The sequence below is a fragment of the Streptomyces sp. N35 genome (assembly GCF_016464295.1).
Classification (GTDB): domain Bacteria; phylum Actinomycetota; class Actinomycetes; order Streptomycetales; family Streptomycetaceae; genus Streptomyces.
The window spans coordinates 13,229-39,661 of sequence record NZ_JAEIMH010000084.1; the positions used below are offsets into that span (position 1 = coordinate 13,229).

General features: G+C 72.3%; 25 protein-coding genes and 1 pseudogene. 12 read left to right on the top strand and 14 right to left on the bottom strand.

Going from position 1 to position 26,433, the window contains the following annotated elements; translation table 11 throughout:
* Positions 1-62 precede the first annotated feature (62 nt).
* A complete protein-coding gene (locus JAO81_RS33540) occupies positions 63-1,100 on the top strand; it encodes a LuxR C-terminal-related transcriptional regulator (RefSeq protein WP_199551748.1) in 1,038 nt (345 codons plus the stop codon).
* 4 nt (positions 1,101-1,104) lie between these two features.
* Here JAO81_RS33540 and JAO81_RS33545 read toward each other — a convergent pair whose 3' ends face one another.
* The 4 genes from JAO81_RS33545 to JAO81_RS33560 all read right to left on the bottom strand — a co-directional run bounded on the left by JAO81_RS33545 (position 1,105) and on the right by JAO81_RS33560 (position 6,214).
* Positions 1,105-2,694: a class I tRNA ligase family protein gene (locus JAO81_RS33545; RefSeq protein WP_199551749.1), complete on the bottom strand. Its 1,590-nt coding sequence runs from the start codon at positions 2,692-2,694 to the stop codon at positions 1,105-1,107.
* A 188-nt stretch (positions 2,695-2,882) separates the two neighbouring features.
* Entirely contained in the window at positions 2,883-4,316 is a 1,434-nt protein-coding gene (locus tag JAO81_RS33550; protein ID WP_199551750.1) for an MFS transporter, read from the bottom strand.
* Positions 4,317-4,548: 232 nt separating this feature from the next.
* Positions 4,549-5,208 (bottom strand): maleylpyruvate isomerase family mycothiol-dependent enzyme, encoded by a 660-nt coding sequence (locus tag JAO81_RS33555; protein ID WP_199551751.1) that lies wholly within the window; start codon positions 5,206-5,208, stop codon positions 4,549-4,551.
* A 136-nt stretch (positions 5,209-5,344) separates the two neighbouring features.
* Positions 5,345-6,214 (bottom strand): hypothetical protein, encoded by an 870-nt coding sequence (locus tag JAO81_RS33560; protein WP_199551752.1) that lies wholly within the window; start codon positions 6,212-6,214, stop codon positions 5,345-5,347.
* Positions 6,215-6,292: 78 nt separating this feature from the next.
* Between JAO81_RS33560 and JAO81_RS33565 the strand changes: the two genes are divergently transcribed.
* On the top strand, positions 6,293-6,946 hold the full coding sequence (locus JAO81_RS33565) for a hypothetical protein (protein ID WP_199551753.1): 654 nt from the start codon (positions 6,293-6,295) through the stop codon (positions 6,944-6,946).
* Between the two features lie 7 nt (positions 6,947-6,953).
* Entirely contained in the window at positions 6,954-7,496 is a 543-nt protein-coding gene (locus tag JAO81_RS43785; protein ID WP_307814017.1) for a GNAT family N-acetyltransferase, read from the top strand.
* Between the two features lie 92 nt (positions 7,497-7,588).
* Here the strand turns inward: JAO81_RS43785 and JAO81_RS33575 are convergent, their stop codons facing one another.
* Genes JAO81_RS33575 through JAO81_RS33585 form a run of 3 tightly spaced genes read right to left on the bottom strand, consistent with a single transcriptional unit; the run spans position 7,589 to position 9,506 of the window.
* Positions 7,589-7,855: a DUF4031 domain-containing protein gene (locus JAO81_RS33575; RefSeq protein ID WP_199551754.1), complete on the bottom strand. Its 267-nt coding sequence runs from the start codon at positions 7,853-7,855 to the stop codon at positions 7,589-7,591.
* Positions 7,852-8,229: a hypothetical protein gene (locus tag JAO81_RS33580; protein ID WP_199551755.1), complete on the bottom strand. Its 378-nt coding sequence runs from the start codon at positions 8,227-8,229 to the stop codon at positions 7,852-7,854. The genes JAO81_RS33575 and JAO81_RS33580 overlap by 4 nt, the downstream gene beginning before the upstream one ends.
* A gap of 56 nt (positions 8,230-8,285) precedes the next feature.
* Positions 8,286-9,506: a Cmx/CmrA family chloramphenicol efflux MFS transporter gene (locus tag JAO81_RS33585; protein WP_199551771.1), complete on the bottom strand. Its 1,221-nt coding sequence runs from the start codon at positions 9,504-9,506 to the stop codon at positions 8,286-8,288.
* A 205-nt stretch (positions 9,507-9,711) separates the two neighbouring features.
* Between JAO81_RS33585 and JAO81_RS33590 the strand changes: the two genes are divergently transcribed.
* The 3 genes from JAO81_RS33590 to JAO81_RS33600 all read left to right on the top strand — a co-directional run bounded on the left by JAO81_RS33590 (position 9,712) and on the right by JAO81_RS33600 (position 13,179).
* Complete coding sequence (locus JAO81_RS33590) at positions 9,712-10,608, top strand: MurR/RpiR family transcriptional regulator (protein WP_233416292.1); 897 nt, start codon at positions 9,712-9,714, stop codon at positions 10,606-10,608.
* Positions 10,609-10,673: 65 nt separating this feature from the next.
* Positions 10,674-11,645, top strand: coding sequence for an N-acetylmuramic acid 6-phosphate etherase (gene murQ, locus JAO81_RS33595; RefSeq protein ID WP_199551756.1), 972 nt, complete (start codon positions 10,674-10,676; stop codon positions 11,643-11,645).
* Positions 11,646-11,688: 43 nt separating this feature from the next.
* Positions 11,689-13,179 (top strand): PTS transporter subunit EIIC, encoded by a 1,491-nt coding sequence (locus JAO81_RS33600; protein WP_199551757.1) that lies wholly within the window; start codon positions 11,689-11,691, stop codon positions 13,177-13,179.
* An 80-nt stretch (positions 13,180-13,259) separates the two neighbouring features.
* Here the strand turns inward: JAO81_RS33600 and JAO81_RS33605 are convergent, their stop codons facing one another.
* Together JAO81_RS33605 and JAO81_RS33610 are read right to left on the bottom strand one after the other, a co-directional pair.
* Positions 13,260-13,862 (bottom strand): Uma2 family endonuclease, encoded by a 603-nt coding sequence (locus JAO81_RS33605; protein WP_199551758.1) that lies wholly within the window; start codon positions 13,860-13,862, stop codon positions 13,260-13,262.
* Between the two features lie 162 nt (positions 13,863-14,024).
* Complete coding sequence (locus JAO81_RS33610; protein WP_199551759.1) at positions 14,025-14,597, bottom strand: CGNR zinc finger domain-containing protein; 573 nt, start codon at positions 14,595-14,597, stop codon at positions 14,025-14,027.
* Positions 14,598-14,697: 100 nt separating this feature from the next.
* Here JAO81_RS33610 and JAO81_RS33615 point away from each other — a divergent pair, with 100 nt between their 5' ends.
* From JAO81_RS33615 to JAO81_RS33630, 4 genes are all read left to right on the top strand, one after another.
* Entirely contained in the window at positions 14,698-16,071 is a 1,374-nt protein-coding gene (locus tag JAO81_RS33615; RefSeq protein WP_233416293.1) for an MFS transporter, read from the top strand.
* Positions 16,072-16,214: 143 nt separating this feature from the next.
* Complete coding sequence (locus JAO81_RS33620; RefSeq protein ID WP_199551760.1) at positions 16,215-16,916, top strand: response regulator transcription factor; 702 nt, start codon at positions 16,215-16,217, stop codon at positions 16,914-16,916.
* On the top strand, positions 16,913-18,415 hold the full coding sequence (locus JAO81_RS33625; protein ID WP_199551761.1) for a cell wall metabolism sensor histidine kinase WalK: 1,503 nt from the start codon (positions 16,913-16,915) through the stop codon (positions 18,413-18,415). Before JAO81_RS33620 ends, JAO81_RS33625 begins: the two co-directional genes overlap by 4 nt.
* Entirely contained in the window at positions 18,412-18,951 is a 540-nt protein-coding gene (locus JAO81_RS33630; RefSeq protein WP_307814020.1) for a hypothetical protein, read from the top strand. The genes JAO81_RS33625 and JAO81_RS33630 overlap by 4 nt, the downstream gene beginning before the upstream one ends.
* Before the next feature lies 1 nt (position 18,952).
* Here the strand turns inward: JAO81_RS33630 and JAO81_RS33635 are convergent, their stop codons facing one another.
* The 5 genes from JAO81_RS33635 to secD form a co-directional block, all read right to left on the bottom strand.
* A complete protein-coding gene (locus tag JAO81_RS33635; RefSeq protein ID WP_307814022.1) occupies positions 18,953-20,320 on the bottom strand; it encodes an acyltransferase in 1,368 nt (455 codons plus the stop codon).
* 32 nt (positions 20,321-20,352) lie between these two features.
* Positions 20,353-21,204, bottom strand: a complete 852-nt coding sequence (locus JAO81_RS33640; RefSeq protein WP_199551763.1) for an SGNH/GDSL hydrolase family protein — start codon at positions 21,202-21,204, stop codon at positions 20,353-20,355.
* Between the two features lie 79 nt (positions 21,205-21,283).
* A complete protein-coding gene (locus JAO81_RS33645) occupies positions 21,284-22,429 on the bottom strand; it encodes an NADH:flavin oxidoreductase (protein ID WP_199551764.1) in 1,146 nt (381 codons plus the stop codon).
* Positions 22,430-22,722: 293 nt separating this feature from the next.
* Positions 22,723-23,982 (bottom strand): SLC13 family permease, encoded by a 1,260-nt coding sequence (locus JAO81_RS33650; protein ID WP_199551765.1) that lies wholly within the window; start codon positions 23,980-23,982, stop codon positions 22,723-22,725.
* On the bottom strand, positions 23,982-25,274 hold the full coding sequence (gene secD / locus JAO81_RS33655; protein WP_199551766.1) for a preprotein translocase subunit SecD: 1,293 nt from the start codon (positions 25,272-25,274) through the stop codon (positions 23,982-23,984). Before secD ends, JAO81_RS33650 begins: the two co-directional genes overlap by 1 nt.
* 282 nt (positions 25,275-25,556) lie before the next feature.
* Between secD and JAO81_RS33660 the strand changes: the two genes are divergently transcribed.
* On the top strand, positions 25,557-25,931 hold the full coding sequence (locus tag JAO81_RS33660; RefSeq protein ID WP_199551767.1) for a hypothetical protein: 375 nt from the start codon (positions 25,557-25,559) through the stop codon (positions 25,929-25,931).
* Positions 25,932-25,963: 32 nt separating this feature from the next.
* Positions 25,964-26,433: pseudogene (locus JAO81_RS33665) on the top strand (hypothetical protein); the annotation flags it as partial.

Genomic DNA, 26,433 nt, shown 5'->3' on the forward strand with positions numbered 1-26,433 from the left:
GAACTCCTCCCGGTATACCCGGGGGGAGTTCGAGGACCACGGGGTTTCAGGGGCGGGGAGAAATGAGCACCACGGACATCACACTCGCCCTCTACCAGGAGCTCAGGGCCCGGGGTGTCACCAGTCTCGACGAGGTCGGCAAGGACCTCGGCCTGACGTCCGCCGAGCGGTCCGAACACCGGGCGGAACTCATCGAGTTGGGCCTGATCGTCCCGACGGGCGAGCGGCACGACAACCGGCTCGCCCTGCTGAGCGGCCGGACCTCCGAAGCCACGTCGGACAACATCGCGGTGGTGGAACCCGAGACCGCCCTGCTGCGGCTGCTCCGGCACGAACAGGAACGGCTCAGGGCCCAGCTCACCCAGGCGAACCGCACCCACGACGTGCTGGCCTCTCTGGCGGACCGGTTCCTCCGCTCGGGGACCGGCGCCACGGACCCCGAGATCTCCTTCCGGATCATCACCGACTACCGCCACATCCAGCAGGTGCTCGAGGACATGTCGGACACCCTTCAGCACACCATGGCCACGATGTCCCCGGGGACGCTCGCCTCCCGGGAGATCCCCGCGCGCCCCCTCGCCCGCGACATCAGCCAGATCGCCAAGGGCGTCCGGGTACGCACCCTGTACAGCCGGCGGGCCGCCTCCATACCGGAGGTCGCCGAGTATCTCCGGCGCAAGACCGAGGCGGGCGTGGAGGTACGCCTGGCCGCGAGGGCGCCGATGAATCTGGTGATCGCCGACGAGCAGATCGCCCTGGTCCCCTTCGACCCCGCCGACGCCGAGGCGGGTGCGGTCCAGATCAGCGGCGGTGGTCTCGTACGCGGCTATCTGTCGTTCTACGAGCACCTCTGGGAGACGGCGGCCCCCTACCCCGGGCAGCAGGGGCCCGGCTCCGGGGACCAGACCCTCACCGAACAGCAGACGGCCGTGCTGCGGCTGCTCGCCGACGGTCTGAAGGACGAGCGGATCGCCCGCGATCTCGGGGTCTCGCTGCGTACGGTCAGCCGGATCATCGCGGAGCTGCTGCAGGAGCTGGGCGCGGCCAGCCGGTTCGAGGCGGGGGTGCGTGCCGCGCGGCTCGGCTGGCTCGACGACTGACAGCTCAGAACGCGAACACCGGCGCCCCGGGCGCGACGATCCGTGTCCCTGCGGGCGGTGCGGCCAGCGCGGCGGCCGTCACCGGGCCGCCCGCCGCGGTCCCCAGCGCCGCCGCGAGCCGCTCCGCGCCCTCCGGCATGAGCGGCCAGGACCAGGCGGCGAGCGCCGGGGCGACGGCCAACTGGCCGACCAGCGCTGCGTGGCGGGGCCCGCCCCCGGCACCCCCGTGCGCACGGCCGAACTCCGCCGCGCCCCGCACCACCGCGTCGAGTACGGGCACGGCGCCGCGCGGATCGAACGTCCCGGCCTCGTACGCGGCCCTCAACTCCCCCGCGGCGCCCACCAGTCGGGCCCGCAGCTCCTCCCATCCGGCGCCGCCCGGCGCCCCCTCGGGCACGCGACCGCCGCTGTCCTCCTCCACCGCGGCGAACAGCGTCCGCAGCCATCCGTTCCACTCCTGGTCGAGCACCTGCCGCGTCCGGTGCAGGCCCGCCTCGCGGAAGACCGTGCTGCGGCCGAGCGGCCAGGTCTCGACGACATGGCGGCGTACGGTGTCGGACCCGTACTCGTTGAGCAGGTCGAGCGCCCACGCACCGTGCCGCCCCGGCTCGTCGTCCACGCGGTACGTCCAGTTGACGAGGGTCCGCTGCACCGGCTTCACACCGAGCGCGAGCAGGACGGCGGGCAGCAGCACCGCCGGCCCGAGGGCGTGCCCGAACCCGCCGAAGTGCAGGGCTCGTTGGGGCAGCGCGGGGCCGCCGGGCTGCAGCCCGCCCTGCGCGACCACCTGCATCACGGCGTCCTCGAACCCCGCGTCGATGCGCTGACCGGTGAAGCCTTCGACGGGCACGGGCACCCCGGGCCCGCCCGGGCTGCTGACGGCGATCTCCGGCAGCCCGCCGGCCGCGAGCCGTGCGCAGTACGCGGCCAGGCGCGGGGGCAGCCGGGCAGTGTCCCAGTGCTCGACGAGCTCGTGCCGCAGGGGTTCGAGCGGCAGCCACAGGCCGCGCCAGGCTCTCGGCACGGTGGCCGCACCGCACCGTACGCACACCGGATCCGTCAGGTCGGCGCCCTGGTGGGGCCGCGCACAGACACGGCACACTCCCGCGCCCGAGAGAGCCCCGCAGTGCGGACAGCCGCCGCGCACATGGGCGCCGTGCAGAACCTGGCCGCACGGTTCGCAGTACGGTGCCGGCCGGGTACGCGGCACCAGTGCTCCCCGTGCGTGCAGCTGGGTGAACAGCCGTGCCAGGGCGGCCCGGTAGCTCCTGTCCCGCAGCGGCCGCACCACCCGGTCGAAGACGATCCCGGCCCGCCGCCAGTCCGCCATGATCGCGGCCCGGAACCCGTCGGCGACCTGCCCGGCGTCCCGTCCCGTGCGCCGCGCCCGCACCGCCACGGAGCTGCGGTGGTCGGCCGTGCCCGTGGTGAGGAGCGCGGGCCGTCCGTCGGCGCGCAGGAAACGGGCGAGCACATCGGCGGCGACGTAAGGGCCGGCAAGCCGTCCGATGTGCAGTTCGCCGTCGGGGGCGAGCGGAGTCGTGGTGATCCACAGGGCCCCCGAGTCGTCGGGGGTGTCGATGGGCTTGTTCATGGAGCGGACCTCCTCGCAGGACGCAGCGGAACAACCGAAGCCACCCCGAACCCCCTTGTCTCCAGGGGGATTTCGGAGTGGCTTCGCACTGCGTCCAGCGTGGCACGGAGGATCGTCCGGAGGCCGGGTCCGGGGCTGCGCGTCCACGCCATTGCGTGGATACGCCACCGCCGCCGGCCCGCAGCGCCCTATGCGGCGGCCTTCGCGTCCACAGCCTGTGGGGAGCTGTCGGCCGCTGACCTGCGTTCCCCGCGCATCGCGCCCAGCGTGACCAGACCGCCCACCGCGGCGATCCCCGCCGCACCGAGGAAGGCCGACCGGAACCCGTCGGTCAGGGCGTCCAGGTCGCCCAGCTGCCCGGCACCCTGCGAGGTGGCGAGCGCGGTGAGGGCGGCGAGGCCGAGGGCGGAGCCCACCTGGTAGGTGGTGTTGACGATGCCGGAGGCGAGGCCGGCCTGCTCCTGCGGAGCGCCGGACAGGGCGGCCATCATCGCCGGGATGTAGGCGAGGGACATACCGAGCGCGGCGACCAGCGAGGCGGGCAGGACGTCCACCACGAAGGTTCCGGTGGGCTCGACGGCCGCCAGCCACAGCAGGCCGAGTGCGAGGGCGAGCAGACCGGTCCCGATGAGCGGCTTGGCTCCGAAGCGGGCGAGCAGCTTCGCGGTGATGAGGGTCATGAAGACCATCAGGAGCCCGGTCATCGGCAGCAGCGCGGCGCCGGACGCGAAGGCCCCGTATCCGAGCACCTGCTGCAGGTACAGGTTGAGGAAGTACCACATCGGGATCCACGCGGCGCCGAGCAGCGCCATGGCGAGGTTCGAGGATCCAAGGCGCGGCACGCGCCAGATCCCGAGCGGCATCAGCGGCTCCCGCACGTTCTTCTGCAGAACGAGGAACAGCAGCAACAGGGCGCCGGCGCCTACGAGTTGAAGAACGGTCCCGGTCGAGCCCCAGCCGGCCTCCGGCGCCCGGACCACGGCGAACACGGCGAGTGCGAGTCCCGCGGTGACGGCGGCGGCGCCGAGTACGTCCACGGCTCCGCGGCGGCGGCCGACCTCGGGCAGCAGCTTGGTCGCGGCGAGGGTGACGAGGCCGATCGGCACGTAGATGATGAAGATCCACTGCCAGCTCAGCCACTCGGTGAACACACCGCCGAGGAAGACGCCCGCGGTGCCGCCCGCCGGTGCGGCGGCGCCGTACAGCGCCATCGCCTTGCCGAGCTCCTTCGGGTCGTGCGCGAAGAGCATCATCAGCAGGGTCATCGCGGCGGGCGCGATCAGTGCGCCGCCGACGCCCTGCACGGCCCGTCCGACGACCTCGACCCAGGCGTTCTGCGCGGCGGCCGCGACGACGGATCCCGCGATCAGGACGACCCAGCCGGCGCTGAACACCCGTCTCGCGCCGAGCAGATCGGACAGCCGGCCGCCGAGCAGCAGCAGTCCGCCGAAGGCGATGACGTACGCGTTGAACACCCACTGCAGATCGCCCTGCGAGAAGCCCAGATCCTCCTGCATCTTCGGCAGCGCGACGCCGATGATGCTCGTATCCATGATCACCATGAACTGCGCGGCGGCGAGCACCAGAAGTGCCCACCAGCGGCGCGGGTTTGTGGTTGGCATGACCATCCCCTCCGAGGTCGATTGATACCCCTAGGGGGTATCTCGTAGTGACGAGACGGGAAGCTAGCACACCCCCCAGGGGTATACAAGGCGTGGCAGTGGGCGCACGACGAACGGCGCCGGAATCCCCAGGGATTCCGGCGCCGTTGATGCGCGGGTGAGCGAGCTGCGTCGGTGCGCGGGCGACCGAGCCGCGTCGGGCGACCGAGCTAGCCGCTGAACAGATACCGAGCTAGCCGCTGAACAGATTCAGCTCCGCTTCCTTCGCGCCCGCCAGTTCATAGCGCGCGCCGATCACCGGACGCCCGGCGATCAGCCGCAGGAACACCGGCGCGGGCCCGATGAACCGGGCCGGCGGCCGCTCGCCCGAGGAGCCGAGGACCAGCGGTTCATCGCGCCCGTCCAGGTCCGCGTGCACCGGGACCTGCGTCTTGGCGTACGCGAACGCCGCCGGCGTCAGCGCCAGCGCGTCCTCGATCCCCGCCCCGGCATACGCGTCCGGGGCGCCCACGGCCTCCCGTACGTCACCGGCGTGCAGCCATTCGCCGAGCCCGATCACGTCGAAGAGGCCACCGGCCTTGGCGATCACCGGACCGGCCTCGGTCATCGCGCGCTCCAGCTCGTCGACGACCTCGGTGTGGGACCAGTCCGCACGCTCGGCGATATCGCGGTCGTTGCACGCGGGCGAGAACACATCCGGCTCGAAGCGGCTCTCGACGACCCGCATCAGGGCCGAGCCGCAGTGGGCGATCACATGGCGCACCGTCCAGCCCGGGCAGCAGGTGTACCGCGCGAAGTCGGCGTCCGGCAGGGACCTCAACAGCGGGATCAGGGCGTCGCGTTCGGTCCGCAGCAGCCGTCCGGGCAGCTCCGCGTCATGGGTGTCCGTCATGCGCCGGAGAGTAGGCGCCGCGGCCCGCGTTCACCAGAGACAGGGGGCGCGATTCACCGCAGTCGAGGGACCGCTTCCCCGGAGACGGCGTCCGCTCCGCCAAGGACCCGGGTCTTGCATGCACCGGCCGCGGACGTCATGTCGCACTGGCCCAGTAGGCGGCCTCATAGTCGCCGCCCGGGGCGAACTCGATGGCGACGGGCGGCTGTTCGGGCTCGCCGACGAAGCCGAAGACCGTCGTACGCCGCATCCCCGGGCCGATGCTGCTGTCCCCGCAGAGCACCCGGCTGGGGTACGCGGTCTCGTCGAGCGCCCCGCGCGGCCCGTACGCCACGGCCCACTGCTGGTCCACCGGGATGTCGCGGGCGGAGGTGTTGTGGATCGTGGCCGTGACGTTGTAGCGGCCGGGCGTCGCGGACGCGGCGGTACGGACGGCCACTTCGAGTCCGTTGCCGTACCGCACCCGCGTGCCCGGACCGGCCGGGTCCTTCACCGTGGCGGCGGTCCTCGGCCTGAAGTCGCCCGGGGCGGCGCGCAGTTCGCCGTAGAGGAGCGGTCCGACCACCGCCGTCAGCACCAGGGCCACCACGGCGAGCGAGCCGCCGGCCAGCGGGAACGCCCTGCGCGCTGTGCGGCCGGCGCGTACCTGTCGTACGGCGACCCGCGTCGCGTACAGCGAGAGGCCGACGAGAAGCAGCGTGACGAGCGCGAAGTAGGCGAGGTCTCCCACGGAGGTGAGGTCGCCCTCGCGCCCGAGCTCCGGCGAACCGAGCAGCCGGACGCCTTGAGCGGCAAGGAGCACCGCGGCGCAGCCCAGCCAGAAGGCGGCGTGCGAGGCCCCGTTGCGCCGGGCGGCGAGGAGCCTCGCCGCCTCGAGCTCCGCCAGCGCGCGCTCGTGTTCTTCGTCCCCCTGATCGTCGTGGTCACGGGGACCGCGACCGCCCCGACCGCCGTGGTCACGGTGATCGTCGTCGCGGTGATCGTCGTCGTACGGCCTGCGTTCCATGGCGCCCCCTGGCCCGGTCCGCTCCACCGGATCTGATGCGCACTCCATACCCCCTGACCCAGGCCCTAGGCTGCGTCCATGGCCGACTACGACGAACTGCGCACCCGCTGGTCGGACGCGCTGCACGAGGCCCGGGGCGCGGCGGAAGGCCCCGACCCGCGGCCGTATGCGGAGAATCTGCTCGCCCGCTGGGCCGAACCCCAGCGCCGCTATCACACGCTCGCGCACCTCACCGCGGTCCTGGACCACATCGACGCGCTGGCGCCGCACGCGGACGCTCCCGCGCTCGTACGCCTTGCCGCGTGGTTCCACGACGCCGTCTATCTGCCCGACCGCTCGGAGAACGAGGAGCGTTCCGCGCGCCTGGCCGAACGGGCCCTGGCCGAGGCGGGGTTGGCGCCGTCCGCCGTGGCCGAGGTCGCGCGTCTGGTCCGCCTGACGGTCACGCACGCACCCGCGGCGGACGACCGCAACGGGCAGGTCCTGTGCGACGCGGATCTGGCGGTCCTGGCGTCGGAGCCCGCCGCGTACGCGGCCTATACGAAGGCGGTACGCGAGGAGTACGCCTTCGTTCCGGATGACGCCTTCCGTACGGGCCGGGCGCAGATCCTTCAGCAGCTCCTCGGACTCCCCCGCCTGTTCCACACGCCGTACGGCGCGGCCGAGTGGGAGCCGAAGGCCCGCGCCAACCTGGGGAAAGAGCTCGCGGAACGCACCGGCGGCCTCGCATAATCACGCGGTGAGCAATGCCATGGATCAACCCGGACCCGTGGGTGAGCCGTCCCAGGACGCGCCCTTCGCCCTGCCGACCCCCGACCTGACCCTGGTCGCCCTCGCCCCCGCCGCCGCGCTCGACCTGGCCACGGGCGGCACGGGCGGCTTCACCTGGATCGAGGGCGGACCCGAACAGGGCACGCGGATCGGTGCCGGCCTGATGGCGAAGGCGGCCGCGGACGGCGCGTATGTCCCCGGCTGGGGTACGTATGTCCTGGTCAGGGAGGCGGACGGGCTCGCGGTCGGCGCGATGGGCTTCCACAGCGCCCCGGTCGAGGGCCGCGTCGAGGTCGGCTACGACGTGGCCGCCGCGGCCCGCCGTCACGGCTACGCGACCCAGGCCCTGCGTGCCCTGACGACCTGGGCCCTGGACTCGGTCCCGGTGGTGTTCGCGCGTACGGACCCGGGCAACGAGGCGTCCCAGCGGGTGCTGGTGAAGGCGGGGTTCGTGCGCGTGCCTTCGGCGCCGGATTCGCCTACGTATGAGCTGAGGCCGGTCTCGTCCTAGGCCGGTCTCGTCCTAGGCCCGCCTCGTCGTAGGCCCGCCTCGTCCTAGGCCCGCCTCGCCGTAGGCCCGCCTCGTCCTAGGCCGATCTCGTCCTAGGCCGGCCGCCCCTTGGGCCGGCGCAGACCGGACTCGGTCAGCAGCCGGACCACCTCGCGCGAGGACACCTCGACCGCCCCCGCCCGTACCGCCTCCGCATAGTGCGCGGACGGCACGTCATAGTGATCGCGCTCGAAGGCCCGCGCGGGGCACCCGATCCGGGCCGCGAACGCGTGCAGCTCCTCGTACGAGGAATCACTCACCAGGTGCGACCACAGCCGCCCGTGCCCGGGCCAGGTGGGCGGATCGATATAGACCGTCACCGCGGGACCCCGCCGAGCGACCCCACCCGCGCCACGATGACCGCCGCCTTGGCGCACACCCAGTGCGGATCCGCGCCCAGCTCCGGCTCCACCTCGAGCGCATGCGGATCACCCGACCCGCACACGGGGCACAGCGGCCACCGCCCGTACCGTTCCAGCAGCGCGTCCTGGACGTCCTGCGCTATCAGGCCCGCCACGAACTCCGCCCCGTCCGGCCACTGCTCCACCCACCAGCGCCGGTGCGCCACCGCGTCCTCGACCAGCGAGACGACATCGGCCTCGGCCACCTCGCCGGCCATGAGGTCGGCGAGCACGAGGGCGCGTGCCGTGTGAAGGGCCTGCTCCAGGCGTGGCTTGTGTTCCGCGTCGTCCATACCGCCATTGTGCTCCTGGCCCGCAGGGCCCTGCGGGCCCCGGTCGGAAGCCGGCACTACGAGCGGGCCTCGACGGCGACGTCCGCCGGCACGCTCCCGGCCACCTTCCGGGACGCCCCGGATCCGCCGCCCCGGCTGCGCTGCACCCGCAGCGCCGCGTACGCCGTCACCAGCGCGGTCACCGTCATCGCCGCCCCGGCCCACGCCGGCGAACGGAACCCGAGGCCCGCGTCGATCACCGAGCCGCCGAGCCAGGGCCCGCCGGTGTTGCCGAGGTTGAAGGCCGCGGTCGTGGTCGCGCCCGCGAGGGTCGGCGCCGCCCCGGCGACGTTGAACATCCGGGCGTTGAGCGCCGGGGCCGTGTAGAACGCGGAGAAGCCGAGCAGGAACGACAGCGCGACCGCCGCCACCGCACTGCCCGCGAACAGCGCGAAGGCACCGAGGAAGACGGTCGACGCGGCGATCCCGCTGAACATCACGCCGAACAGATGCGCGTCCGCGATCCGCCCGCCGACCGCCGTACCGATGAGCGCGCCCACACCGAAGAGACCGAGCACCCACGGCACCCAGCCCGAGTCGAGCCCGGCGACATCGGTGAGCAGCGGGGCGAGATAGCTGAAGGCGCAGAAGACACCGCCGGCCGCGAGCGCGATCAGAGCGATCTGCAGCCAGACGGCACGGTCCTTGTAGATCGCCAGCTCGCGGCGCAGCTCCGGCTTCTTCTCGGGCAGCGGGATCCGCGGGATCAGCGTGACGACACCGACGAGCGCGATCGCGGAGGAGACGGCCACGGCCCAGAACGCCGAGCGCCAGCCGAGGGTCTCACCGAGGAAGGCGCCCGCGGGAACGCCGAGCACGTTCGCGACCGAGAGCCCGCCGATCATCACGGCCATCGCCCGGGCCCGCTGCCCGAGGTCCACCATCGCGATGGCCACGGCCGCGCCCACCGCCCAGAAGCCCGCACAGGCGAGGGCGGCGATGACGCGGGAGACGAAGAGGATCTCGTACGAGGGAGCGAGGGCGCCCATGATCTGGCCGAGCCCGAAGACGGAGATCAGGGTGATGAGCGTGGTGCGGCGCGGCAGCCGCAGCGTCGCCACGGCGAGCAGCGGTGCGCCCACCACCATGCCGATCGCGAACGCGGAGATCAGCAGTCCCGCCTGCGGGATCGTGACGTCCATGTCGCGGGCGATCTCGGGGAGCAGCCCGGAGAGCATGAACTCCGCTGTTCCCAGGGCGAATACGGCCACCCCGAGGGTGTAGACGGCTATGGGCATACGGGTGCGCGTGGCGGGTGCGGGCATGTCAGGTGCGAACAACCGGGAGGCACCTTTCATTCCTTGCGCAAGGGCGTGAGCGCGTCGGGAGTGACGGCCGCCACACATAAAGACCCTGTGATGAACCCGGGACCAAGGGCCTCTTGACGACATAAGGAGCCGAAAATATCTTTCAGATGTGAGCACTGACCTGAAGGAAAGTTTCATGGGTGGAAGCCAGGCGCCCGCACCCGCCGCCCTCGCGGCCAAGGTGCGCACGCTCGCCCCGTCCATGACGCGCTCGATGCAGCGCGTCGCCGAGGCCGTCGCCGGCGACCCGGCCGGCTGCGCGGCCCTCACCGTGACGGGTCTGGCCGAACGCACCGGCACCAGCGAGGCGACCGTCGTGCGCACCGCCCGTCTGCTCGGCTACCCGGGCTACCGCGATCTGCGCCTGGCGCTCGCGGGCCTCGCCGCCCAGCAGCAGTCGGGCCGCGCCCCGGCCGTCACCGCGGACATCGCGGTCGACGATCCGCTGGCCGACGTGGTCGCCAAGCTCGCCTACGACGAGCAGCAGACCCTCGCCGACACCGCCGCCGGTCTCGACATGGCCCAGCTCGGCGCCGCCGTCACCGCCCTCGCGGCCGCCCGCCGCGTGGAGATCTACGGCGTGGCCGCGTCCGGTCTGGTCGCGCAGGACCTCGCGCAGAAGCTCCTTCGTATCGGACACGTCGCGTTCGCCCACTCCGATCCGCACCTCGCCGTCACCAACGCGGTGACCCTGCGCTCCGGCGACGTGGCGATCGCGATCACCCACTCCGGATCGACCGGCGACATCATCGAGCCGCTGCGCGTCGCCTTCGAGCACGGTGCCACCACGATCGCGATCACCGGCCGCCCGGACAGCCCGGTCACGCAGTACGCGGATCACATACTCACCACCTCCACCGCGCGCGAGAGCGAACTGCGGCCCGCCGCGATGTCCTCGCGTACGTCCCAGCTGCTCGTCGTGGACTGCCTGTTCGTCGGCGTCGCACAGCGGACCTACGAGACCGCGGCTCCCGCGCTCGCCGCGTCCTACGAGGCGCTCGCCCACCGGCACAGTCCCCGGACCACCCGGTAAGACCTCCTCAGACCCCGCAATTCCTGCCGCCACCCCTTCACCCGCACATGGAAGAGCACTCCGTCATGACCTCCACCACGCCCGAAACCACCGCCGACGAAGCCGGTGCGGACAGCACCTACGGCGAGCTGCGCGCTCAGCTGGCGACGCTGACGACCGAGGCGTTCCGGCCCGAACTCGCCGAGATCGACCGGCAGTCCACGCTGGAGATCGCGGCCACGATGAACGGCGAGGACGCCTCCGTACCGGCCGCGGTCGCCGCACAGCTGCCGCAGATCGCGGCGGCGATCGACGGCACGGCCGAGCGGATGGCGCGCGGCGGTCGGCTCATCTACGCGGGCGCGGGCACCGCCGGCCGGCTCGGTGTGCTCGACGCCTCCGAGTGCCCCCCGACCTTCAACACCGACCCGTCCGAGGTCATCGGCCTGATCGCCGGCGGTCCTTCCGCCATGGTCACGGCCGTGGAAGGCGCGGAGGACTCCAAGGAGCTCGCGGCCGAGGACCTGGACGGACTGCGGCTCACCCCCGACGACACCGTGGTCGGCATCTCCGCCTCCGGCCGTACGCCCTACGCGATCGGCGCCGTCGAACACGCCCGCGCGCTGGGCGCGTTGACCGTCGGTCTGTCCTGCAACGCCGATTCGGCGCTGGCCGCCGCGGCCGAGCACGGCATCGAGGTCGTGGTCGGTCCCGAGCTTCTCACCGGCTCCACGCGCCTGAAGGCGGGGACGGCCCAGAAGCTCGTCCTCAACATGCTCTCCACCATCACGATGATCCGGCTCGGCAAGACGTACGGGAATCTGATGGTGGACGTCCGCGCCTCCAACGAGAAGCTGCGGGCCCGCTCCCGGCGCATCGTCGCCCTCGCCACCGACGCCTCCGACGAGGCCATCGAGGCGGCCCTCACCGGAGCGGACGGGGAGGTGAAGACCGCCATCCTCATGATCCTCGCGGACCTCGACGCCACCACCGCGAACAGGCTCCTGACCGGCTCGCACGGCCATCTGCGCGCCGCGCTCCAGTCCGCCGCCGGCTGACCACCCCATCCCTGAAGTCCTTTAGAGCAAGGCACCACCGCACATGAGCACCGAAGACAAGAACCGCGCCACTGCCGCCGCGATCCTGCCCCTCGTCGGCGGCGCGGCCAACATCACCTCGATCGCGCACTGCATGACCCGCCTGCGGCTCTCTCTGCGCGACCGCTCCCTCGTCCAGGACGAGGCCCTGAAGGCCGTACCGGCCGTCATGGGCGTCGTCGAGGACGACACGTACCAGATCGTGCTCGGCCCGGGCACCGTCGCCCGGGTCACGCCCGAGTTCGAGGCGCTGGTCGCCGAGGAGCGCGAGGCGCACCCGGCCACCGCCGATGAACTGGCCGCGCAGGGCGCCGAGATGAGGGCGGCCCGGAAGGCGAAGAACCAGACGCCGTTCAAGCTGTTCCTGCGCCGGATCGCGAACATCTTCGTCCCGCTGATCCCGGCCCTGATCGGCTGCGGCATCATCGCCGGCCTCAACGGCCTCCTGATCAACCTCGGCTGGCTGCCGTCGGTGACCCCGGCGCTCGCCGCCATGGCCTCCGGCTTCATGGCGCTGATCGCGGTCTTCGTGGGCTTCAACACGGCCAAGGAGTTCGGCGGTACGCCGATCCTGGGCGGTGCGGTCGCGGCGATCATCGTCTTCCCGGGCGTCGCCAACATCGAGGCCTTCGGCCAGAAGCTCTCCCCGGGCCAGGGCGGTGTGCTCGGCGCGCTCGGTGCGGCGGTGCTCGCCACGTATGTCGAGAAGTGGTGCCGAAAGTGGGTCCCGGAGGCGGTGGACGTCCTCGTGACGCCGACCCTGACGGTCCTGATCTCGGGCCTCGTCACGATCTTCGGCCTGATGTTCCTCGCGGGCGAGGTCTCCACGGCGATCGGTGATGCGGCCAACTGGCTGCTCGAGAACACCGGCGGCTTCGCGGGCCTGGTCCTCGGCGGCCTCTTCCTGCCGCTCGTCATGCTCGGCCTGCACCAGGCGCTCATCCCGATCCACACCACGCTCATCGAGCAGCAGGGCTTCACCGTCCTGCTCCCCATCCTGGCGATGGCGGGCGCGGGCCAGGTCGGCTGCGCGATCGCGGTGTACAAGCGCCTCAAGCACAACACCTCGATCCGCAACACCATCAAGTCGGCGCTCCCCGCGGGCTTCCTGGGCGTCGGCGAGCCCCTCATCTACGGTGTCTCGCTCCCGCTGGGCCGCCCCTTCATCACCGCCTGCGTCGGCGGCGCGGCGGGCGGCGCGTTCGTCGGCACCTTCTCGATGCTCGGCGACAAGGTCGGCTCGACCGCGATCGGCCCGTCGGGCTGGGCCCTCTTCCCGCTCCTCGACGGCAACAAGGGCCTCGGCCTGACGATCGCGATCTACGCGGGCGGTCTGCTGGTCGGGTACCTGGTCGGCTTCTTCGCCACGTACTTCTTCGGCTTCTCGAAGCAGATGCTGGTGGAGCTGAACGCGCCGCAGGACTCGGTGGTCGCGGCATCCCCGGCGCCGGCCACCTCGGCCACGAAGCCGGCTCCGGAGCCTGCGCGGCTGTGACCTGGCGCCGCTGACACCTGCCGAAGGGCGGCACTCCCTGGCTTCAGGGGGTGCCGCCCTTCGGTATGCAGGGGCCGGGATCAGCGCGGGGAGGGTCCCGTGTCCCCGGTGGTGTCCAAAGCCGCCCCCCGCGACAGCGGGTCACCCGACGGCACCCGCTCCGCGTGCTTGTACGCGCCGTTGAGCGGCTCGCTGAACACGGTCGTGGTGGGCCCGTGCTCATCGAAACGGTCGATCAGGACGTACACGGGCACGGGCGCGTGCGCATAGGCCCACAGCTTCTTCGTACGGTCGTCCTTGGCGTTGCCCTTCGAGGTGATCTCGACAACGAGCAAGGCCTCGGCCGCATCCACCGGGTCGTTCCTGTCCGGATCGGCCGTCGCTGTCAGCTCCGACGGCACGACGACCAGGTCGGGGACGTAGAGCTTGTCGAGCGGTGCGATGTGCAGCCCGAGGGTCTGGTAGATGTCCAGCTCCTCGGGAAGGTTCTGATAGAGCCCGCGCTGCACCACCGCGGCAATGCGGTTGTGCCGCGCATGGGGCGGTGGTACCAAGACGATCTGCTCTTCGTCGATCTCGGCGCGCCAGCCCTCGGGCGCGTCCACCTCGCGCCACGACTGGAGCAGGTAGTCCCACGGGCGACCATGAGGCGTCTGGTCGGGCTCGACCATCGCAGCGGTCATCGCGAGTCCCTCCTTCACTGGCCTGACGCGGCCGAACACAGATCGACGATCAGCGGCCCGCAGCCGCTTTCCTCAGCGTCCCACGATCGTGTGAGCGCCGCACAGACCCTCCGCGAGGACTCCGGGCAACCCGCCTGCCCCGCTCCGTCTGTCGGCCGGCGCTCAGCCCTGCGCCGCCTTGCGGGCACGGAAGGCGGCCGCCTTGACGCGGCTGCGGCAGGGGTCAGAGCAGAAGTGGCGTACGGCGTTGCGGGAGCTGTCGATGTAGACGCGGTCGCACTGCGGGGCCGTGCAGACGCCGAGGCGTCCGGCGAGGTCGCTGCCGAGGGCGAGGGCGAGGGCCGTCGCGCAGCCGGCGGTCCAGCCCACGGCGAGGGTGTCCTCGGTGCCGTGGAAGTGGACCTGCCAGGGTTCGCCGTCGACCCGGTCGAGCTGGGGGCGGGCGCCGGAGGTGCGCAGCAGGGCGTTCACCCGCTCCGCCGCCTGGTCGGTCCGTCCCCCGGCGACCGCGTCGAACACCGCCCTCATCTGCTGGGCGGCGTCCGTGAGACAGGCGGCGTGCTGCGGCTCGACCGTGGTGCGGGCGGACGCGAGCGGTAGGGCTTCGTGAACGGCCCGGGCGAGGTCGTCGCCGCTCGGGGCGGTGTAGGGGCGGCCTTGCCGGGAGCCGTCGGTCAACGTGTTCACCAGTGAGACGGCCGCGTCGAGCAGCGTCTTCACGTGACCATCGAACATCACTTGACTGGTCACTCCTTCGGGTCCTAGGGTCCATGCGTCACCAACGATAGAGGTTTCGTCGGTAACGAATGACCGGGGGCGGGGTGGGGTGGGGGCCATGCAGGGCGGGAGCGAGCAGCGGTTGCCGCGAGCCGTACGACTGCTGATCGTGGCACGGGCGGTGAACCGGCTCGGCGCGTTCTCCCTGTCGTTCCTCACCGTGCTCCTCACGACCGGATTCGGGGCCGGTGCCGCCGTCGCCGGATGGGTCGGCGCCGCCTTCGGCCTCGCCACGATCCCCTCACGTCTGATCGGCGGACGCCTGGCTGACCGGATCGGCCGGCGCCGCACGATCGTGGCGGGACTGACGGGGTGCGCGGCGGCTCAGCTGGGACTCGCCGCGGCCGGCAGCCTGGCGGCGGCCGTCTGCTGCGCGGTTCTCCTCGGCCTGGTCTTCGAGATCTACGAGCCACCGAGCCAGGCGATGATCGCCGACGTGGTGGCGCCGAGTGAACACGTCCGCGCCTACGGCCTGTTGAACGCGGCACTGGCCCTCGCGGGCATGGGCGCCGGACTCATGGCGGCGGGTCTGGGGCGCTGGGACCTGCGCTGGCTCTTCGTCGCCGACGCCCTCACGTGCGCACTCTGCGCGCTCACCGTGCACCTGGTGCTCCCTGCCGACCATCGCGGGGCTGGGGCGGCTGGAGGCGGAGGGGTGGCCGTACCCGGGGAGGCCGCCGCATCGGGAGAGGTGGCCGTACCCGGGGAGGCCGCCGCATCGGGAGAGGTGGCCGTACCCGGAAGGACGGCTGCGCCCGAAGGGACCGCCGTATCCGCAGAAGCCGCGGTATCCGAAGGGACCGCCGTATCCGCGGTATCCGAAGGGACCGCCGTATCCGCGGAAGCCGCCGTATCCGAAGCGGCGGCGGTCATCGCGCCGTGGCGTGACCGCGCTCTGCTGCTCATGCTCGGGACCGGGACGCTGTTCGCCGTGGTCTACCTCCAGATCATGATGACGCTCCCGCTCGCCATGAGCCATGAAGGGCTGTGCTCCGCGGACGCGGGACTCCTGTTCACCGTGTCCGCGCTCACCCTCACCGCGGGCCAGCCGCTGATGCGCCGACGCCCGCTCTCCACCCTCTCGACACCGGCGGCCTTCTCCACCGGATACCTGCTGCTGGCCCTGGGACTGGGCGGATACGCCCTCGCCCCCACCCTGTCCGGCTACCTCGCCGCAACCGTCCTGTGGAGCGCGGGCGACCTGCTCCTGGTCGGCCGCGCCTACGCGATCGTCGCCGCCCTGGCCCCACCCGGCGGAAAGGGACGCTATCTGGCCGTCTACGGCACCAGTTGGGGCATCGCGGGGATCGCGGCCCCCTTGGCGGGCACGCAACTGCTCGCGTACGCCGGGCCGACGGGACTCTGGACCACGATGGCCCTCGGCTGCCTCCTCCTTGGCGCAGCCCACCCCTACCTCCCCCGGCCCACCTGACGCACCACAGCACGCCGCGCAACGCGCACCCGGAGGGGGACGCCTCCGGTGGGGCAGCCGTCATCGAACCATCGCAAAATGGTCATCGTCGGGTGAAAGAGTTCACCCAGCCTGGACCGCACCCCATCAGAGAGCGCCGCACGATGACCAGAGTCCTGCTGATCGAGGACGACCCCGCCGTACAGAAGGGCGTCGTCCTCGCGCTGCGCCGGCGCGGGCACGACGTGCTCGCCGCGGCCAGCGGCGAAGAGGGCATGGACGCGCTCGACACCTTCCGGCCGGAGCTGATCCTGCTCGATCTGATGCTGCCCGGGATGAGCGGCCTCGAGGTCTGCCGCCGGGTACGCGAGAGGCTGCAGGTACCGATCATCATCCTCTCGGCGCGCAGCGACGACATCGACATGGTGGTCGGTCTCGAGGCAGGCGCCGACGATTACGTGGTGAAGCCCGCGAGCGGTGAGGTCCTGGAGGCCAGGATGCGGGCGGTGCTGCGAAGGGTCGTCCCGCAGGATCCCGCGCCGCACCGGCCGCCCTGCGACGCGGACGCCGAGCAGCACGGCGCTCTGACCATCGACCGCACGGGGCTCCAGGTCTTCAAGGACGGCGAGGAACTGGTCCTCGCACCGTCCGAGCTGAAGCTGCTGCTGTTCCTGTCCGGCTCCCCCGGGCAGGTCTTCAGCCGCCAGCAGCTGCTCGAACAGGTCTGGGAGCACAGCTACTACGGGGACTCCCGCCTCGTCGACGCGTGCGTCATGCGGTTGCGCGGAAAGATCGAGGGCGACCCCCGCAAGCCGGGCTACGTGCAGACCGTACGGGGCTTCGGCTATCGGTTCGGGCCCCTGTGACCCCCTCCGGGCATGCCCTCCGTACGCGCCCCGGGCGCCGCCTCCCCCGCTGGGCCCCGCAGGGTCTGCGCACCCGCCTGGTCGCCGCCTTCCTCGCCGTCTCGGCGCTGAGCGCCCTGCTCACCGCGACCCTCACCTTCCGCCAGGCTCGCGCGGCGATCCTGGACCGTACGCAGGACTCGGCCGTGGGCGACCTGCGCACCCAGATCGACTCGCTCGCACCGGGCGTACCGGTTCCGCCGACCGGGGACGACCTGACCGTGCTCGTACGGCAGTTGGACCGGGCGGGCGGCTCGCGCGGCTGGCACACGGCGGCGCAGTACCGGTTCGCGGACGGCACGGTCCGTACGGCCGGCGACCTCACGGCCGTACCGGCCGAACTGCGGGCGGCCGCCGATGAGCAGGAGACCCTGCGCCAGCGCTTCACCCGAGACGGCGACCCCTGGCTCGCGATCGGGATGCCGGTGGCGTACTCGACCGGCCCGGGCGGCGCGGACAACGGGACGGCCTCGGGGCTGCGCGTCTACGCGGTCCTCTCGCTGCGGGACCAGAAGGCCGACATCTCCGCGCTGGTCACCGCCGCGCAGGCGGGCGCGCTGCCCGCGCTCGCCTTCGCCCTGGTGCCCGCGCTGTTCGCGGCCCGCCGACTGCTGCGGCCCGTGCGCAGGCTCCGTACGGCCGCCGAGAAGATCACCGACGGCCACCTCGACACCCGGCTCGAGGTCGTCGGCAGGGATGAACTGGCCGATCTGACCACGACGTTCAACAAGATGGCCACCACCCTGGAGCGCGACGATGCCGAGCTGCGCCGGATGGAGGCCAACGCCCGGCGCTTCGCCGCGGACGTCTCGCATGAACTGCGCACCCCGCTCGCCGCGATGACCGCCGTCACCGAGGTGCTCGACGAGGGCGTGGCGGGCCTCGACGAGGACACCGCCGACGCGGTCCGGCTGATCAGCGACGAGACCCGCAAGCTGGCCCGGATGGTCGAGGACCTGATGGAGATCTCCCGGTTCGACGCGGGTGCCGCGGCGCTGCACCTCGACGAGGTCGATGTGGCGACGGCCCTGCGCAAGACCCTCCAACTGCGCGGCTGGACGGACGAGGTGGCGGCGCACCTGCCCGACGGCGTACGCGCGGGGCTCGACCCGCGCCGCCTCGACGTGGTCGTCGCCAATCTGGTCGGCAACGCACTGCGGCACGGCGGCGCCCCCATCCACCTCGGCGCGTACGCGGCCGGCGGGCAGCTGACGATCGAGGTCGCCGACCGTGGCCCGGGTATTCCCGAGGACGTCCTGCCGCATGTCTTCGACCGCTTCTACAAGGCGGACGCGGCCCGTGCACGCTCCGAGGGCAGCGGCCTGGGCCTGGCCATCGCGCACGAGAACGTACAGCTGCACGGCGGCACCCTGACCGCCGCGAACGACCCGGCCGGGGGTGCGGTGTTCACGGTGACCTTGCCGCTCACGCCCTCGCCGGCGGACGGAGAGCAGAAGTGAAGCGCCGACTCAGCGCCCTGGCCGCCCTGTTGACCCTGCTCACCGGCTGCGGCGTCTCCGACACAGGACCCGAACCCGCCGGCGCGGTGGCGAGTGGTCTGGAACGCACCGGAAAACGGGAGCACTTCACCCGGCTCTACTTCATCGGCGTGAACGGCAACCAGGCCGTGGCCCGCAGGACGGACGGCCCGGCAGGCCCCGCACAGGCCGTCCGTATGCTCGTCGAGGGCCCCACCGAGGCGGAGCGGCAGCGCGGCCTGATCACCCAAGTACCGGACATGAGCGCCGACTTGCGGGTCTCGGCCCGCGAGGGCGTCGTCGACCTGCATCTGCCCGTCGTGATCGCCTCCGGCGACCTGGGGACCATGGCACTCAGCCAGCTCGTCTGCACGGCCGCCCATGCCGACCTGCCCGGCAACGTGGCACCGGACGACGTCGAGGTCCGCGTCTACGAGCTCAGCGAGAGCGACCCGTTCCCCGTACGGTGCAACCGTTTCAATATCGCGCAGCCCGCCGGCGTATCCACCAAGGACTGAGCTACTCCCCGGCCGCGGAGGCCACAGCGGACGCGGGAGCCGCAGAGGAAGCAGGGGCCGCAGAGGTGAGCCGGCCGATGTCCACGCTCTCCCCACCCGCCTGCGGCGCGGGCAGCACCCACCACAGCAGGACGAGCGCGGCCACACACCCCGCGAAGGCACACAGCCCCGAACGGCCCCTCGCCCAGCGGCACTTGAAGCGCACCGGATCCTCCACGAGCACCTTCGTGAGCGCCGCCGCGGCCACCGAGACCGCCAGGAGCACCGCCGTCCGCGGCCACCCGCCGAAGCCGAGCCGCTCCTCGGAGAGGAGCACATACACTGGCCAGTGCCACAGATAGAGGCTGTACGAGAGGGTGCCGAGCAGCCGCAGCGGCGCGGCGCCGAGCACCCGGCCGGGCAGCGATCCTGGCCGCCGCGCGAGCAGGGCGATGAGCAGCGCGCAGGCAAGGGAGTGCGCGAAGAGCCCGCCCCGGAAGAGGCCGGGTGCTTCCTGGCCGTCGGTGAGCACCCAGTACGCCGCGAGCCCCGCGATCAGGGCTCCGCACAGGGCCGCGACCCTACGGGCGCCGAGGCGGGCGAGCAGTCCGCGCACCGGCCCCGTGGCCATCAGCGCACCGAGGAGCAGTGCGGAGGCCCGCGTGTCGGTGCCCTCGTACACCCTGGTCGTGTCGAGCGGGTCGACCAGGAGCAGCATCAGCGCGAGCGATCCGAGCGCGCCCGCCCCGGCGACGGCGGCCACCCACCGGTGCGCGTGCCGGCCGTGTGCGAGCACGCACAGCACCAGCGGCCACAGCAGATAGAACTGCTCCTCCACCGCGATGGACCACAGGTGGCTGAAGACCCGCTCTTCACCGGAGTTCCAGTAGCCGATCTGCTCGGCGATGAAATGCCAGTTGGCGATGTTCGCCAGCGTCCACGGGGCGTCGTCCAGCGCGAATGTACGCACCGAGGCCGAGGCGAACAGCCAGGTCAGGACGAGCGATCCGGCCACCGTCAGCGCGAGCGCGGGGAAGAGCCTGCGCACCCGGCGCCCCCAGAAGGCCGCCAGGTCCACACCTCCGGCGGCCGCTCCCCTGAGCAGCAGGCCGGTGATGAGGAACCCGGAGAGCACGAAGAACAGATCCACCCCGAGGAAGCCGCCGCCGAAGTGCCCGGCATGGAAGAACAGGACGGCGGCGACGGCGACACCGCGCAGCCCGTCGAGGGGAGCGATATGCGCCCTGGCGCCGGTGACCGCACCCGCCCTGGCGCCGGTGACCGCACCCGCCGTGGCGCCGGTCACCGCACCGGGCCGCCGCGGTGCCGCATGGCGGGGCGGAGTAGCCGGATGGCGCTTGTGGAACCGCGCCGGAACCTGCGTGTGCACGATCGGAACCCTCCCGCCCATGACGACGCGGTTCAGCCGCAGTCGAGCTGCGTGAACGCCTTGTCGCCCGTCCACGAGCCCTTCGCCCACTTCTCGGGGGCGGCCGGCCTGATCCCGTACGCGTCCTCGAGTTGGTCGCCGAACCACTTGGCGAACGTGGCCGTGCCCTGCTGACAGGCGTGGATGCCGTCCTTCTTCGCGCGCTGCGCCTTGGCGGCGGCCGGATCGGTGCCCCAGAGTTCGGAGGCGTCGACGAAGCGGACGTCGTCCTTGTTCTTCCCGGCGACCTCCTTGGCCACCTGCGGCGCGTTCGCCAGGTCCTTCTCGTACCTCTTGTAGAACTCGTCGATCTTGTACGGCGGTGCGGTGACGATCATCAGCTGCGCACCCGCGTCTTCGACGGTCCGGGCGAGCTTCTCGTAGCCGGCCCGCTGCTGGTCCTTGGTACCCCAGTCGAAAGTGGAGATCTGGTACGCCACGATGTCCGGCTTGAACTCGGAGAGCTCCCTGGCCAGTTGGGTGAAGGTGTCCGCGGCGAGCTTCTTGGTCATCTTGCCGTCGTCGACCACATTGCCGCCGCCGTCGGACGCGATGGACCTGAAGTCCACCCCGCTCTCCTTCATCGAGGCGCCCAGCGGCAGCCCTTCGCCGTGGGCGATCGAATCGCCCATCCACAGCAGCTTCTTGGACCCGCCGCCGGCCCTGTCGGGGGCGGCGAGGTTCTCCGAACCCTTGTCCTTGCCCGAGGCGCCGCCCTGCGCACCGCCGCAGGCCGCGAGGCCGAGGAGCAGGGCACCCGCGCCGATGGCGGCGGGCAGGGCGAGGGCGGTACGGCGGCGACGCCGAGGGGTGGTGGACCGGGGGGTGATCTCGTTGCTGTTCATGCCCTCGATCCAACGTGTCCCGTGTGAGCGACCGGTCATCACTTTTTGAGCATCCGATGACCGGTCGCACAGCCTGGCGTCAGCTCAGCGACTTGACCGCCGCAGCGTCATACGCCGCCAGCTCGCCCAGCCGTCCGCCCAGGACCTTCTCCGCCCACTGCGGATCCTGGAGCAGCGCCCGGCCGATCGCCACCAGGTCGAACTCCTCGCTCTCCATACGGTCCAGGAGGTCGTCGATGCCGCGAGCCGTCGCGCCCTCGCCCGCGAAGGAGCGCAGGAAGTCGCCGCCGTCGAGGCCGACCGAGCCGACCGAGATGGTGGGCTTGCCGGTGAGCTTCTTCGTCCAGCCGGCCAGGTTCAGGTCGGAGCCCTCGAACTCGGGGAGCCAGTAGCGGCGGGTCGACGCGTGGAAGACGTCGACGCCGGCCGCCGCGGGCGGGGCGAGGATCGCCTCGGGCTCTTCGGGGGTCTCGGCGAGCCGGGCGTCGTACGCCTGCTGCTTCCACCGCGGGGAGCGGAAGAGGACGGGGAAGTCCGGGGAGACGGCCCCGCGCACCGCCGCCACGATCTCGGCCGCGAACTTCGTACGGGCCACCGCGGAGCCCCCGTACGCGTCGGTGCGGCGGTTGGTGCCCTCCCACAGGAACTGGTCGATCAAGTAGCCGTGCGCGCCGTGCAGTTCGACACCGTCGAAGCCGAGGCGTTCGGCGTCGGCGGCGGCCTGTGCGAAGGCCGCGACCACGTCGTCGAGGTCCGCTTGCGTCATCGCCTTGCCGGTGGGCTCGGCGCTCTCCTTGTAGATCCCGGACGGGCCCATGGGCTCGGCGTCCGTGAACGGCGGCTCACCTGCCCTGCGGACCATGCCGATGTGCCAGAGCTGCGGCATGATCGTGCCGCCCGCCGCATGCACGGCGTCCGCGACCTTCTTCCAGCCCGCGAGCTGCTCCTCGCCGTGGAAGCGCGGGACGCTGTCGCTCTGGCCGGCCGACGCGTGGCCGACGTAGGTGCCCTCGGTGATGATCAGGCCGACACCGGCGGCCGCGCGCCGCGCGTAGTACGAGATCACGTCGTCGGTGGGTATGCCGCCCGGCGAGAACATCCGGGTCATGGGCGCCATGACGATCCGGTTGGGCACGGTCAGACCGTTGAGCTGCACCGGGCGGGACAGGACCTGGGCAGCGCGGCCCGTGGTGCCGGTGGGCTCAGTGGCATCGGCGACGGTCACGTGGGGGCTCCTTGGGGAGGGGGCTCATGGGCGGGTACGACAGGTGCGACGGGTACGACGGGTACGACGGGTGCGACAGGTACGACGGGTGCGACAGGTACGGCAGGTCCAACGGGTACGGAAGGTGCGATACGTACGGCAGGCGCGAGACATACGGCAGGCACGCACATACCGACCGGTGAGTATGCACCAGCCGCGTCCACTGCAACTGGCGCACCCCGCACCGCATTCCGTCTCCCCGGGCCCCTCGTACGTGATCCCGGACACGTGCCCCGGATGCGCCTGAGGGCGCTTCAGACCCCCAACCCCCGCAATCCCGCCCAAAGCGCCACCGTCGCCCCCGCCAGCGCCACCGGCGTGGTCAGCAGGCCGAGCGTGGTGAACTCCCGCAGCCGTACGTCGTGATCGTGCTGCTGCGCGATCCGGCGCCAGAGCAGGGTGGCCAGCGAGCCCGTGTACGTCAGGTTGGGGCCGATGTTCACGCCGAGCAGGACGGCGAGCACCGCGCCGGGCCCGGACGGCGCCGCGAGCGGAATCAGGGCGAGCACCGCGGGCAGGTTGTTGATGAGGTTGGCCAGGAGCGCGGCGAGCGCGGCCGTGCCGAGCAGCGCGGGCAGCGAGCTGCCGTCGGGCAGGAAGCGGGCGAGGGCGTCACCGAGACCGTTGTCGACGACGGCCCGCACGATGACGCCGAGACAGAGCACGAAGAGCAGGAACGGCCAGTGGGTCGCGCGCACGATCCCGGCCGGCGTGGTGTGCCGCCGGCTCAGCGCGCGGGCGCCCATCACGGCCGCACCCGCGGCTGCCGCCCACGCCGGGTCGATGCCGAGCGCGGACGCCACCGCGAACCCGGCGAGCGTCGCGCACACGGTGACCAGGGCGAACAGCGGCAGCTCGGGCGGCTCGTCGGCGGCCACGGGCGCAGCGGGTGCGTCGAGATCGGCGGCGAACCAGCGGCGGAACACCACGTACTCGATCCCGATGGCCACCAGCCACGGCCCCAGCATGAGGAGCGCGAAGCGCGTGAAGCTCAGGCCGGTGGCGGCGAAGGCGAGCAGGTTCGTCAGATTCGATACGGGCAGCAGCAGCGAGGCGGTGTTGGAGAGGTGGGCGCTCGCGTAGACGTGGGGCGCGGGGCGGGCGCCCATCCTGGCCGCCGTGGCGAACACCACGGGGGTCAGCAGGACGACGGTGGCGTCCAGGCTGAGCGCGGCGGTGATCAGCGAGGCCAGCGTGAACACCGCGCCGAGCAGCCGGCGCGGACGGTGCCGGGCCCAGCGGGCCATCCAGGTCCCGCAGGCGTGGAAGAGCCCTTCGTCGGCGCAGAGCTGGGCGAGGACGAGCACCGCGGCGAGGAACCCGATGACCGGCCCGAGCCGGGCGGCCTCCTCCCCCACCTCCGCGAGCGGCAGCGCACCGGAGACGATCACCACGGCCGCCGCCGGTACGGCGAACACCGCCTCCGGCCGCCCGAAGGGCCGTACGACGGCACAGACGAGGGTCACGACGAGGGCGGCCACGGCCAGGAACTCGATCAGCACGTATCCGATCATCACCCGCGTGCGCCCCGTCCCTGCCACAGGGCCCCGCCCGGCGGAGGACCCAGGCGGCGGGCCGAAACGGCGGAGAGCGGCCCCCGGGCGGGGTGAGATCGCGAGGACAGGGCCAGTTCGGGGCGGGCTGCGGGGTGAGATCTCGCAGGGCGGGCGGGTCTGGGGCGGGCTGCGAGCGTGCCGCTCGGGTGGACGAGCCGCTTGGAGGAGGGCTGCGAGCGTGCCGCCCGGGTGGGCTGAGGGAGGAGCCGTTCGGCGGAGGGCTGCGAGCGCGCCGCTCGGGCGGGCTGAGGGACGAGCCGCTTGGTGGAGGCTGAGGTCGCCGAGCCTCTCGTCGGCCGGCAGCCGCACCAAGCAGGCGGCCCCTCGGCGGGCCTCGGCCCAGCGGCCCGGCGGCCACGGCCGCGCCGCCAGCTCCCCGGCACCCGGCTCACGCTCGACGCCTCCAGGTCCAACGGCAGCGCCCCCGTGGAGAGCTGGGCCGCCAGTTCCTTCGCGGTGCGCTCCGTGAAGTTGCCGGAGATCTGCGCCTTGCCGCCGGTGATCGCCTGGCTGACGGACGGCGCCGAGAGCACCTCGCCGTCCAGGACGATCGCGAACTGGTTCTGCGGTGGCGTCTGCGCCGAGAGCCGCCCGGTCACCTCCGCGAAGCGGTCCGCGCCCTCCGTCGTGAAGTCCAGGTTCACGAGCCAGGTGCCCACGTTCTCGTCGAGCGCCGCCTCCGCCCGGGAGATCTCGTCGCCGGGCAGGGCGACCGGTTCGAGCACGTACCGCGTGGTGGCGTCGTCGGGCCCCGTCCCACAGGTGGTGAGGGCATCCGACGCGGCGGCCTCGCTCTCCCGGCACGTGCCCTTCTCCACCGGCTGCACGCTCGTCACCGGCCGGAACCCCAACTCGGCGGTGCGGCCCAGGGATTTGAGGGCCTCCTCGTCGGCGCGCGATCCGGTGAGGGTGATCCGCCCGTCCCGTACCGCGATCTCGACGCCTTCCAGCTCAGCCGACGCGGCCCGCTGTCGCATCAGTTCGGCGGTCCGCTCCAGCACCGAGTCGGAACCCGTCTCCCCGCCGGTGACCGTGAACGTCACGGTGGCCTTCCCCCGCGCACCCGGTGCCGAAGCCGAGGACGCCCCCGACTCCCGCCGCTCCCCGAGCCAGTCCCCGTCCGACCCGGACCCACCGCAGCCCGCGAGCACCAGCGCCGCACCCGCCGCCACAAGTCCCCACTTCGCGCCCCTAAGGCGCCGCATCCCCGTGTTCACCCGGCCATCGTGGCAGCGGATCGTCACAGACATACCGGAATCGCACCGATCGGCCCTGATCCGCACGGCCGGCAGCGCCCCCTGCCGGGGCGGCGTCCTCGGCGCACTCGGTGCCGGCCACGCACCTCTACAGTCACGTCCACCGGCACCTCGCTGTCACCGCCCGCGGAAACCGGCTCACGGAAACCGGCCCGCCCCTGAGGATTCCCGGGGCGCACGAAGCTTCCGAGCAGGCTGTACGGAGCTGCCGGCAGCATGCCAACATGGCTTTCCCGCATCGAAGTTGCTCAGCACCACGGAATCACGGGGGCAAGCGTGAGCGCAGCACTGCGGTGGATCACAGCGGTCGCGGGTTCGGCCGCGGCATTCCTACTTGTGGCCGTGCCGTGGGCCTCGCTCGCGCCCGGCGGTGACGATCCCTGGGATGTGATCGGCCCGGTGGCGGGCGTCGTGGCAGCGGGCGCACTCGCCGCGCTGGGCTGGTGGGCGACCCGGGCCGATGCCACGACCGGTGGCGGAGTGCGGCGTGTGCACCAGTCCGCGCGCGGTGGCGGCGACATCACACAGACCGCCGGCGACCACGGCACGGGCGCCGGGAGGCGGCGTCGGCCCGCACGGGAGAACGTGCGGCAGAAGGCCGGCGGCAAGGGCACGGGAACCATCGACCAGACCGGCGGCAATCGTTTCTGAGGCCGGAGGGACTGGGGGACCGGGGGGCCGGGGTGAAGCGCCAAGACCGCAGACGCGTACGGCAGACCGCGCGCGCGGGCTACGACGTGACCCAGGTTGCCGGTGACCTGAACGTACACATCGACGGTTCGGCCCCGGCAGCGGAGCCGGAGATCGAGTGGCCGGTCCGGGTGGGGACGGTGCCGCCGCTCGCCGCCGCCTTTCAGCCGCGTACGGCGGTACGGGAGAAGATCGCCCGGGCCCGGGCTCGTACCGGCGACGGCGGGCCGGGACTCTCACAAGTCCTTGTGGGCCAAGGGGGCGTGGGCAAGAGCCAGTTGGCCGCCTCCCTGGCCCGGGAGGCGCGGGACGAGGAGCGGTCCGGGGAGCGCGGCCTCGATGTGCTCGTGTGGGTGAAGGCGACCGAACCGGACCAGATCATCACGGCCTATGCGGAAGCCGCGGGGCGCCTGCGCCTGCCCGGCAGCACGTCGGACGACAGCGCGGGTGCGGCGCAGGCGTT

What these genes read in the sequence shown, in the direction of transcription:
- JAO81_RS33540 (WP_199551748.1), top strand. Translation starts at nt 63, where the DNA reads ATGAGCACCACGGACATCACACTCGCCCTCTACCAGGAGCTCAGGGCC.
- JAO81_RS33545 (WP_199551749.1), bottom strand. Translation starts at nt 2,694, where the DNA reads ATGAACAAGCCCATCGACACCCCCGACGACTCGGGGGCCCTGTGGATC.
- JAO81_RS33550 (WP_199551750.1), bottom strand. Translation starts at nt 4,316, where the DNA reads ATGCCAACCACAAACCCGCGCCGCTGGTGGGCACTTCTGGTGCTCGCC.
- JAO81_RS33555 (WP_199551751.1), bottom strand. Translation starts at nt 5,208, where the DNA reads ATGACGGACACCCATGACGCGGAGCTGCCCGGACGGCTGCTGCGGACC.
- JAO81_RS33560 (WP_199551752.1), bottom strand. Translation starts at nt 6,214, where the DNA reads ATGGAACGCAGGCCGTACGACGACGATCACCGCGACGACGATCACCGT.
- JAO81_RS33565 (WP_199551753.1), top strand. Translation starts at nt 6,293, where the DNA reads ATGGCCGACTACGACGAACTGCGCACCCGCTGGTCGGACGCGCTGCAC.
- JAO81_RS33580 (WP_199551755.1), bottom strand. Translation starts at nt 8,229, where the DNA reads ATGGACGACGCGGAACACAAGCCACGCCTGGAGCAGGCCCTTCACACG.
- JAO81_RS33585 (WP_199551771.1), bottom strand. Translation starts at nt 9,506, where the DNA reads ATGCCCATAGCCGTCTACACCCTCGGGGTGGCCGTATTCGCCCTGGGA.
- JAO81_RS33590 (WP_233416292.1), top strand. Translation starts at nt 9,712, where the DNA reads ATGGGTGGAAGCCAGGCGCCCGCACCCGCCGCCCTCGCGGCCAAGGTG.
- murQ (WP_199551756.1), top strand. Translation starts at nt 10,674, where the DNA reads ATGACCTCCACCACGCCCGAAACCACCGCCGACGAAGCCGGTGCGGAC.
- JAO81_RS33600 (WP_199551757.1), top strand. Translation starts at nt 11,689, where the DNA reads ATGAGCACCGAAGACAAGAACCGCGCCACTGCCGCCGCGATCCTGCCC.
- JAO81_RS33605 (WP_199551758.1), bottom strand. Translation starts at nt 13,862, where the DNA reads ATGACCGCTGCGATGGTCGAGCCCGACCAGACGCCTCATGGTCGCCCG.
- JAO81_RS33610 (WP_199551759.1), bottom strand. Translation starts at nt 14,597, where the DNA reads ATGTTCGATGGTCACGTGAAGACGCTGCTCGACGCGGCCGTCTCACTG.
- JAO81_RS33615 (WP_233416293.1), top strand. Translation starts at nt 14,698, where the DNA reads ATGCAGGGCGGGAGCGAGCAGCGGTTGCCGCGAGCCGTACGACTGCTG.
- JAO81_RS33620 (WP_199551760.1), top strand. Translation starts at nt 16,215, where the DNA reads ATGACCAGAGTCCTGCTGATCGAGGACGACCCCGCCGTACAGAAGGGC.
- JAO81_RS33640 (WP_199551763.1), bottom strand. Translation starts at nt 21,204, where the DNA reads ATGAACAGCAACGAGATCACCCCCCGGTCCACCACCCCTCGGCGTCGC.
- JAO81_RS33650 (WP_199551765.1), bottom strand. Translation starts at nt 23,982, where the DNA reads ATGATCGGATACGTGCTGATCGAGTTCCTGGCCGTGGCCGCCCTCGTC.
- secD (WP_199551766.1), bottom strand. Translation starts at nt 25,274, where the DNA reads ATGTCTGTGACGATCCGCTGCCACGATGGCCGGGTGAACACGGGGATG.